The 8,601-nt window shown below is 48.2% G+C and carries 12 protein-coding genes and 2 pseudogenes; 6 read left to right on the top strand and 8 right to left on the bottom strand.

Annotated features, from left to right (window positions below; all coding sequences use genetic code 11):
- Positions 1–498: pseudogene (locus ADJ24_RS24740) on the top strand (IS3-like element ISEhe3 family transposase); the annotation flags it as partial.
- 15 nt (positions 499–513) lie between these two features.
- On the opposite strand, the gene ADJ24_RS23320 reads toward ADJ24_RS24740, so the two are convergent.
- Both ADJ24_RS23320 and ADJ24_RS25715 read right to left on the bottom strand, forming a co-directional pair.
- Entirely contained in the window at positions 514–1,026 is a 513-nt protein-coding gene (locus ADJ24_RS23320; RefSeq protein WP_042948501.1) for a hypothetical protein, read from the bottom strand.
- Complete coding sequence (locus ADJ24_RS25715) at positions 1,023–1,157, bottom strand: hypothetical protein (protein ID WP_256633078.1); 135 nt, start codon at positions 1,155–1,157, stop codon at positions 1,023–1,025. The genes ADJ24_RS23320 and ADJ24_RS25715 overlap by 4 nt, the downstream gene beginning before the upstream one ends.
- A gap of 1,157 nt (positions 1,158–2,314) precedes the next feature.
- On the opposite strand from ADJ24_RS25715, the gene ADJ24_RS23315 reads away from it, so the two are divergent.
- The 3 genes from ADJ24_RS23315 (at position 2,315) to ADJ24_RS23305 (ending at position 4,627) form a co-directional block, all read left to right on the top strand.
- Positions 2,315–2,932, top strand: coding sequence for a ParA family protein (locus tag ADJ24_RS23315; protein WP_016338377.1), 618 nt, complete (start codon positions 2,315–2,317; stop codon positions 2,930–2,932).
- A 52-nt stretch (positions 2,933–2,984) separates the two neighbouring features.
- Positions 2,985–3,221 (top strand): plasmid partition protein ParG, encoded by a 237-nt coding sequence (locus ADJ24_RS23310; protein WP_016338376.1) that lies wholly within the window; start codon positions 2,985–2,987, stop codon positions 3,219–3,221.
- A gap of 533 nt (positions 3,222–3,754) precedes the next feature.
- Positions 3,755–4,627 (top strand): RepB family plasmid replication initiator protein, encoded by an 873-nt coding sequence (locus tag ADJ24_RS23305; RefSeq protein WP_042948503.1) that lies wholly within the window; start codon positions 3,755–3,757, stop codon positions 4,625–4,627.
- Between the two features lie 442 nt (positions 4,628–5,069).
- On the opposite strand, the gene ADJ24_RS23300 is transcribed toward ADJ24_RS23305, so the two are convergent.
- From ADJ24_RS23300 to ADJ24_RS24735, 5 genes and pseudogenes are all read right to left on the bottom strand, one after another.
- Positions 5,070–5,846 (bottom strand): site-specific integrase, encoded by a 777-nt coding sequence (locus tag ADJ24_RS23300; RefSeq protein WP_016338374.1) that lies wholly within the window; start codon positions 5,844–5,846, stop codon positions 5,070–5,072.
- Between the two features lies 1 nt (position 5,847).
- Positions 5,848–5,982 carry a hypothetical protein gene (locus ADJ24_RS25710; protein ID WP_256633079.1) on the bottom strand — a complete coding sequence of 45 codons (135 nt, stop codon included), beginning with the start codon at positions 5,980–5,982 and terminating at the stop codon, positions 5,848–5,850.
- A gap of 42 nt (positions 5,983–6,024) precedes the next feature.
- Positions 6,025–6,585 carry a hypothetical protein gene (locus ADJ24_RS23295; protein ID WP_042948505.1) on the bottom strand — a complete coding sequence of 187 codons (561 nt, stop codon included), beginning with the start codon at positions 6,583–6,585 and terminating at the stop codon, positions 6,025–6,027.
- A gap of 119 nt (positions 6,586–6,704) precedes the next feature.
- Positions 6,705–7,016 (bottom strand): hypothetical protein, encoded by a 312-nt coding sequence (locus ADJ24_RS23290; protein ID WP_042948507.1) that lies wholly within the window; start codon positions 7,014–7,016, stop codon positions 6,705–6,707.
- Positions 7,017–7,166: 150 nt separating this feature from the next.
- Positions 7,167–7,668: pseudogene (locus ADJ24_RS24735) on the bottom strand (hypothetical protein).
- Here ADJ24_RS24735 and vapB point away from each other — a divergent pair.
- Together vapB and ADJ24_RS23280 are read left to right on the top strand one after the other, a co-directional pair.
- Positions 7,625–7,855 (top strand): type II toxin-antitoxin system VapB family antitoxin, encoded by a 231-nt coding sequence (vapB, locus tag ADJ24_RS23285; protein ID WP_021312767.1) that lies wholly within the window; start codon positions 7,625–7,627, stop codon positions 7,853–7,855. The pseudogene ADJ24_RS24735 and the gene vapB overlap by 44 nt on opposite strands.
- Positions 7,852–8,268, top strand: coding sequence for a type II toxin-antitoxin system VapC family toxin (locus tag ADJ24_RS23280; protein ID WP_021312768.1), 417 nt, complete (start codon positions 7,852–7,854; stop codon positions 8,266–8,268). Before vapB ends, ADJ24_RS23280 begins: the two co-directional genes overlap by 4 nt.
- 97 nt (positions 8,269–8,365) lie before the next feature.
- Here ADJ24_RS23280 and ADJ24_RS23275 read toward each other — a convergent pair.
- Positions 8,366–8,601, bottom strand: a 236-nt coding sequence (locus tag ADJ24_RS23275) for a helix-turn-helix domain-containing protein (RefSeq protein ID WP_075211007.1), incomplete at its 5' end; no start/stop codon positions are given.

The following is an 8,601-nucleotide window of genomic DNA, read 5'->3' as shown; positions in this document are numbered from 1 at the left end:
GATGAGCGTTGGGTAACGGACATAACCTACATCAGGACCCACGAAGGCTGGCTGTATCTTGCCGTGGTTGTTGATCTGTTCTCACGCAAAATTATCGGCTGGTCCATGCAATCCCGGATGACAAAGGACATTGTCCTGAACGCACTGCTGATGGCTGTATGGCGGCGTAATCCCCAAAAACAGGTGCTGGTTCATTCGGATCAGGGCAGTCAGTACACAAGCCATGAGTGGCAGTCGTTCCTGAAATCACACGGCCTGGAGGGCAGCATGAGCCGTCGCGGTAACTGCCATGATAATGCGGTTGCAGAAAGCTTTTTCCAGTTGTTGAAACGCGAACGGATAAAGAAAAAGATCTACGGAACGCGGGAAGAAGCCCGCAGCGATATTTTTGATTACATCGAAATGTTTTATAACAGTAAGCGTCGGCATGGTTCTAGCGATCAGATGTCACCGACAGAATATGAAAACCAGTATTATCAACGGCTCGGAAGTGTCTAGATTATCCGTGGCGATTCAAGTACCTTCAGTATGGTTGTCTCGTGCATAGCAAACATAGAGATAAAACTTCAGTGCATATAACTCGATCTTCTTACGCAAAGTAAACTGCAGAAACGCTCTAACCTCACCATTTGCTCCAGTAACTTTTCGCAGCGGAACCTTGCACCACCCTCCACCACCGGGAACATAGCCATTGATTTCATAAAAGCAGCATTTTCCTTGCCTGTGTCGAATCACAAGCCCGCTTTGGATTAACGTCTCAAGGCCTGCAGCAATTGACGCACGACTCATCCCTGTGAGCGTTCTGAAGCGGTTAAAGGTTGCCTTGGACAGGCCGCGGACAATCGTTACATCAAACGCATCCGACAGCTCAACCGGTTCGAGTGTCATTGCAATTACATAGTACAGCTGCAATGCCGCAATTTTGGACGAAGTGGAGCCAAGTTCATCATTGTTCCATTTGAAAAGCCTCAGTCCCCCATCTCTTATCCATGCAGAAGGCATTTTGAACCAAATGCTTTTGATCATTTTGAATTCCCTTTTCTGTAAACAATCACTAAAGCCAGCAACACTGCTGCACTTAAAAAAAGTGGAACCAAATCATCGGCTAACTTCGCTAGTTCCATCAAAACATAAAGCCAAAAATACAGTTCAGACATACGTCACCTCCTGTTGTCTCGAGGAAAATTTTATTTCTTTTCGATATGGTATATCTAGATAGAGGTGACGATAAAAACTGAGAAAAATTAAATAAAATACAATAATATCAATAAGTTAAAACAAAACAAAATGGTGCATTACATATGAAAATCAGTTCACGAAACGGGTTATTGCTATTGAACATGATTAAAAGACGAACAATTGAAGCAGAAAAGTAAAGGTATAAAGCATGCCGTTATCCCGTACTTATCCCCAGTTTCTGTGGATAATCAATATGTAGTTGTTCGTACCGCTGCCACAGGTCAACTATGACTATTTAGTGTCGCTTTCGGGGAGAATGCAATCAACAAGGGGTGGTTTGTATTAACTGTCCGTGCGCGGAAGCCCCGTTAAAACTTCGGCAAGCAATGGTTTAACAGGACAGGCTAACTTCGCAGCGGGCCCTTTTGTGATGATGTGAAATTTCATCAAAAAGCGGCCTATTTAACATATTGTACGTTTTATGCACCACATGATGCTAGAGCATCCAGAGGCTCTCCCCTTCCCCCTCAAATATCACTATTTCTTTGGCAAGTTCTTCATTTTTTTTTTAAGTAGCTATTTTGTTATCAAAGCTCACATTCAATTTCTGTCCCGTATTGCCGCTATAATCGAATTTTGCAACTTTTAATGATGCGGTTTCCCTTAGATACCAGAGTGAAAAACATAGCGGTGTACCGGACTTACCGACAGAATCGCGTATATTCAGATATATGACGCCAAGTCATCATACAATTATCATTTACTCAAAAACTCATTCACTCAAAAACACAAATGAGGTAAAGATAGATATTCATTGCATTTCCTTTAATCCAAGCTAAGGCAACAGTTGCATCAATGCACCCGACATTGCAAGAACTAGTCTGACATCAACTCCATTCAATGGCATGACTAATTCGCTCATGTCTCTTATCCAGTCTATTACCCACAACGTTGTGCACCGTTTCTGTGGATAGTATTTAAGTCCAGAATCAGTACGTGAACGCCCGAAGATTACTCAAATGAGTAAAAACACATTATTTCATTTACACATCAACTTTTGCGCTTTAGAGTAATCACTCAAAGGCTCATAACAGCAAAAACTCATTTACTCATATGAGTGAGTGTAAGGACGGATATGAAAGTAATCTCGTTTTTGAATCCAAAGGGCGGAAGCGGTAAAACCACAGTAACAATCAACGTAAGTACCAGCATTGCGAAAAAGCATCGAGTAGCAGTTGTTGATACAGATCCGCAGCAAAGCCTGGCCAACTGGAACAAGGCTGAAAAAGCTAACTTTGATGTATTCACAGCAGCATCCGAAAAGGATGTATACACCATAAGAAAAGAACTGGTTGGTTATGACTATGTAATTATCGATGGGGCCGGGGCTCTCTCTGTTATAACTGCAGCTGCAGTTATGGTTAGCGATCTAGTCATCATTCCGGTGACACCGTCACCACTCGATTTTTCTGCCTCTGGTGCAGTTATCAGTGTACTGGAAGCTCAGTCATACAACAGGCCTGTAGAATGTCGCTTCCTTATTACTCGCAAAATTGAGCAAGCTACAATGCTTGGAGTTTTGCGTGAGAGTATCGCAGCAACAGGTATACCTTCTTTAAAAACATCGATTACGCAGCGACAGAGCTACGTGAAATCTGTGCTGGATGGTGAGACTGTATTCGATACCAATGATGGGGCCGCGAAAGGAGAGATCGAAGTGCTTGCTGGTGAAATCATCAAGTTAGTTGCATAAACACACATTTACACATAAACTCAAATGAGTAAATGTGTATAGGGGTAACTATATGAGCTTAGTAAAGCAAAACCGCAACCAAGCGGCACCTAAGGTAATGACCTTCGGTGAGAACAGAGATTTAGGCAAAGTTATTTCAGCACCACCATCGGGCATTCAAAAACGTGTGAACTTCAATATGCCCGAGGATAAGCATCAAAGGCTCAAAGCCGCTTGTGCCAGAAAAGGGACATCTATTTCAGATGTCATGAACGACCTTGTCGATGCATGGTTGAAAGGTAATGAGTAAATGAGTTTTTACTCTTATGTGTATTTACTGTAACACTCCCTTTTACTGAATGAATGTTGTGATCGGACTTTAGGTGGTAAACGATACTGGTAAGCATCGCCATCAGAAAGCTGAACGTGTACCTGAATCCGAGATATGATTGCAGTGCTCGCCGCAGCCTGTGACCGGGCAAGCCCGCGAACAGGCGAGGAAGCACAAGATCTGCGATCAAACAGAAACCTGTTACGCTCCGTATCACATCAAATTATAGGGGTAGTTAACTACCTGAGTAGGCTTAGTTTTATCCACATATCCCCTTGGTAGATCAAATGATCAGATCAATACGAGATCAATATGAGATCAATACAGATCACCACTCGGCTAATTGCATGAAATTTAAGTGAAATAATAGGATCTCGGCGGTCATATTCATAAGAAAGGCGGTTACTTTCATTATTCCGGCGTTTACTTTCATAAACAAGGCGGTTATTTTCATAACTTAGATGCGGTTACTTTCATAAACAGACCCGCTTTTACTCACTGGATGTGGATAAATGGATAGTTCTGACGCGCAGCAAAGCCCTTTTGCGATCAAAAAGAAAGATTCGGGAGAAAGTTATGAACTGACTCCCAACAGCAATAAGACGGTACAGCCAGTGGCGCTGTTACGTCTGAGCGTGTTCACTCCTGTATCACCTAAAGAGAAAGGTAAGCGGGACTTTCTGATCGATGCTTCAGAAGAATTGTCCAGTCTGGAGGTTGCCCGGCAGGAAGGGTATACCAACATCAAGATCCAGGGCGCCAAGCTCGGGATGTCTACGGACTTTAAAACCTGGATTGGCATCATTTCTGCTTTCTCAAAGTATGGCTACACATCGGAAAAGATTACGTTGCCGTTCTCTGAGTTCGCCCGTATGTGCGGCCTGCGACCCACAGACATCAATGGCCGCGCCCGTAACCGCCTGAGTGAAGCGCTGTTCAATCTTTCTAGTGTGACGTTGTCCTTTCGTAGCCAGGACGGCAAGCGCAGCCTGGTGACCCACTTGGTGCAGCGTGCTCAGCTGGACATGGATACCAATATGGTAGAAATCGTGGGAGACCCCAGCCTCTGGGAATTATATCGCTACGATCATAAGGTTTTGCTGGGTCTCAAAGTCCTTTCAGCCCTTTCACGTAAAGAATCGGCCCAGTCCCTCTACGTCTATTTCGAAAGCATGCCAGCCGGGACATTGTACGTTTCAATGAAGCGGCTGCGCGAGCGACTTGCGATGGAGTCACAGGTTAAAGACCAGAATGCCACGATACGCCGGGCCATGAAGGATCTGAAGAACATTGGCTATCTGGACTACAATGAGGCCAAAAAAGGTCGCGAAATCATGTTCATCGTACACTCGCGCTCGCCGAGGCTGACGTTACCAATTGCGTAAAATTACGGTCACTTTCATAATTTGATTTAAAAGTGGTCGCATTCATAATGTTGATTGTTAAAGAGCGATTACTTTCATAAACCGAACCCATTCGGTCAGTGCAAATCGGGCTAATTGCATAGAAATACACCACATTTTATGAATGCAACGATACATCAGAGCCAGATGATATTATGAAAGTAACCGCCAGTTATGAACGCAGCGACTCATTTATGAAAGTGACCACCTTGTTCTTTATCTGGGTTCATGCCGCGGTTAGAGGCTAATGTGTCTTAGGTGCCGGTGGAGATATAATAGCGGTTATATTCATAATGAGATTGCGCCACGTGAAGTTTGGCTTGGTACACCCCTGTAACCTTGCCTTGTTCACGTAGCGCAAAAGTAATTTACTATCGAACGGGTGGGTTTCGTTACTATTAGCTGTAAACGTTAAAATATTTAGTTATCTGATTTTCAGCATGGCAACAGCATCAGCCCCTGCCATTGAAAATTGCACACGATGCCGTGCCGCCACATCAAGGGCAAAAACCTTCGTGTAGACCTCTGTCGAACTGACTGACTTGTGTCCCATCAGGCTCTGCAGCACCTTCAGCGGTATGCCGGCATACAGCATGTGCATGGCGTAGGAGTGGCGGAACGTATGCGGGGTTACCGGTACCGAAAACGTCACCCCGTCGGCAGCAGCCGCATCAACTGCTTCATTTATCCAGGTCCTGACCGTTCTGTCTGTGATTTCCCAGATCCGTGCCTTCTCGGTTCTGCCGGTGCGTTTATTACGGCGCTCCAGCGGAATTTTCAGGGTGGCCACCATCATCTGCAGCTGGCTGACGTAGTGGTGATCGGAAAGCGGAACGATACGATGAGGCTGGCTACCGACCGGAGCACGGCCGGCCGTTCTGGCTGCCTTCTCGGCGCGCTGTTTGAGCGTGGTCAGTTGTACGAACGGGTAGGGCGGTGCCAGAGAAAAATCACTCCGGGTCAGGGCCAGTGCTTCGTTAATACGGGCGCCGGTGTTCCACAGGGTGGCCAGCAGCATCTTACGGTGAAGATCGGGCACGTAGTGGAGCAGGGCGCTCACTTCCGGCGCCAGCAGGTATTTCGGCAGTTCGTCCTGAACGAGCGCCATCTGGCGCAGTGCCAGCGCGGCCGGATAATCGATGGCCACCGGCAGCTGAGCAGAGGAAAAGGCCCCGATCTGGCCTGGCATTGCTGGCATCATGTTATGTCACCATGGTCAGGTAAATACTTCGCGAGCAGATACTCCAGTTCGGTGCCGATTGCGGGCACAGATCGGTATCCTGTTCAGCCGTGGTGGTGACAAACGTCCCCGTATCAAACTGAATCGAATTTTCCATTCCTGATGTTCCTGTGTTGCCGGAAAAAAGTGCCATGCTGCGCTACTGCCATACCGGATGCTTTGCACAGGTCATCACATCCCGGATAGACTGCGGTCCTGTCACCGGTGTGACCGCCCCGTTCTGCTGATCCACTTTCCAGGTGCGCACATAGCATTGTCTGCCGTCGGGAGTGAGCTGGCTGCGGACCTCGTAGAGCACGCCTTTTTCCGGTTTAAACCACGGCGTCATCACGGAGCAAATCTGATGATCTGTGGTGAAAATGGCCGGACGGAGCTGAATATAATGGCCTGCCGGCAGGGTGACCTCCATGTAATCCAGGGGCGCGTTATCTTCCGGCACGTCGGCCTTTTTGTAACCCCGGTCTGACGCCCTGGATGGGTTCCGTTCCGGATGGTCAGGATCGCGGAGGCTGCCCAGGAAAAAGGCCTGCTCGCAGCTGTCGACGCGATACACCGTCGTGCTGTCGGTAAATCCACGCACCCTGAGTTTTGCGGTGTTTTCACCTGCAGATGGCTCCTGATAAAGATGAGCCGGTTGCGGTTTCGGCAGACAGCCGCTTAGCAGTACGGCGACGACAACCATCCCGGTACGTTTAATCATAATCTTTTTCCTTACGTTAAATTATACTTCCAGCGAAATCCCCCACGCTGAATGACTCCCGCCGCACAGCTTACCGGTCTGACCGTTTTTCTTTACTGAGAAATCCCGCCTCCATACATCTATCTGGAGATATAGTCGGACACTAGTTCATGAGCTTCAATTTCCAGCGAGATTTGATCGGCGTTTACCACTTTCATCTCAGCTAAAGTGCCAGCCATCACCGAAGGGTTATAAATGATTTTGGGTGATGCATTCATATTCCAGGCAGAGGGATACGCTCCAAAATCTTTACGCGCTAATTCATCACCCCACTCATCCAGAATAAACAGCCGTACTTGCCTGTGGCCTAGTTTGATCTGGTAACACCACACCATCTTGTTGAGGTTGAGGTTGCTACTTGCCAGCATGTAAGACATTTCTCTGGAAGTCATTGTCAATTAATTCCCTTATTAATGGTCACTCAGGGTAATTATGACGCGCAGCATAATCAGCTAAGCACAACCCTGCGTCTGTCACCCGGATGATTTTCCCCTTCCGTCATCATTTTCAGGATGATAATAAGCAGCCATATAGCCACGCCGTTAAATTACCGGATGGCCGTTTAGGCGAGATCCGACTTTATGTCTTATGACAACTTTCCGGAAGTGTACCACGCCCACGGAATAACCATACCGCCCTTTTAGGGTGGTGAGCGGCCGGTCACGGGGCAGGGGAGGGACACAACATATAGCGTCAATGTCAGCTGAGAACACCGCTACATCTTGTGTTGCCGGGCCACTGCGCGCCGGAGGGGAGGACGCAGATCCGGAACTAGCTTTTTTCGGATCTCAGCAGAAAAAGAGAGAACTATGTATAGGTTTAACATATCCATATGCCCCACATCTGCATAGGCCTGACATACGCATATCCTCACCATCTGCATATGCCGCATCTATACATATGCTGAGCATCTGCCTATACTGAACATATGCACACACCCGGTGCAATCAACCTCATTCCGGATATGCATCACATATCCACACTTACCCGGGAGAGAATCATGAGAACCGTATCTATTTTTAAAAACGGCAACAACCGCGCCATCCGCCTTCCCCGCGATCTGGATTTTGAGGGGGTGAGCGAGCTGGAGATCGTCCGGGAAGGGGACAGCATCATCCTGCGTCCCGTCCGGCCGACCTGGGGGTCGTTCGCGCAGCTCGAAAAAGCCGATCCGGACTTTATGGCGGAGCGCGAGGACGTTGTCAGCGACGAAGGAAGATTTAACCTGTGAACAAGATCTATATGCTCGACACCAACATCTGCTCGTTCATCATGCGCGAGCAGCCTGAAGCGGTGCTGAAGCGCCTGGAGCAGGCGGTGCTGCGTGGCCACCGTATCGTGGTCTCGGCCATCACTTATTCTGAAATGCGCTTCGGTGCCACCGGCCCGAAGGCCTCGCCGCGCCACGTCCAGCTGGTCGACGCGTTCTGCGCCCGCCTCGATGCCATCCTGCCCTGGGACCGCGCTGCGGTGGACGCCACCACGGAGATTAAGGTGGCGCTGCGCCTCGCCGGAACGCCGATAGGCCCGAACGACACGGCGATCGCCGGGCATGCCATTGCGGCCGGCGCCGTACTGGTGACAAATAATGTGCGGGAGTTTGAGCGGGTGCCGGATCTGGTGCTGGAAGACTGGGTAAGATAACGTTGTAAAACAATGCGGTGCAGGTGAAAAATCCGGTCAGATACCGGACCAGGGTGCAGTCTCTCCTGTACAGGGCAATCACTCTCACCGGCCCCGTTCAGCTCTCTGTCTGCTTCAGGCGGAACTCGCCAAGGGTAAGGTCTGCAACGCGTTTAAAGAACTTTGAGAAATGTGTGGTTTCTTCAAATCCGAGCGTCTGTGCAATGGTCCCTACGGGTAAACCGGTATGCGCCAGCATTCGTTTTGCTTCAAGAACGATCCGGGCAGCTATAAACGCTTTTGCCGGCACTGTTGCAAAGTTAGCGATGAGGCAGCCTTTTGTCTTATTCAAAG

The sequence above is a fragment of the Enterobacter sp. 940_PEND genome (assembly GCF_001059415.1).
GTDB lineage: Bacteria > Pseudomonadota > Gammaproteobacteria > Enterobacterales > Enterobacteriaceae > Enterobacter > Enterobacter cloacae_M.
Note: the sequence above shows the minus strand (reverse complement) of the source record. Positions and strands in the feature narration are given on the sequence as shown.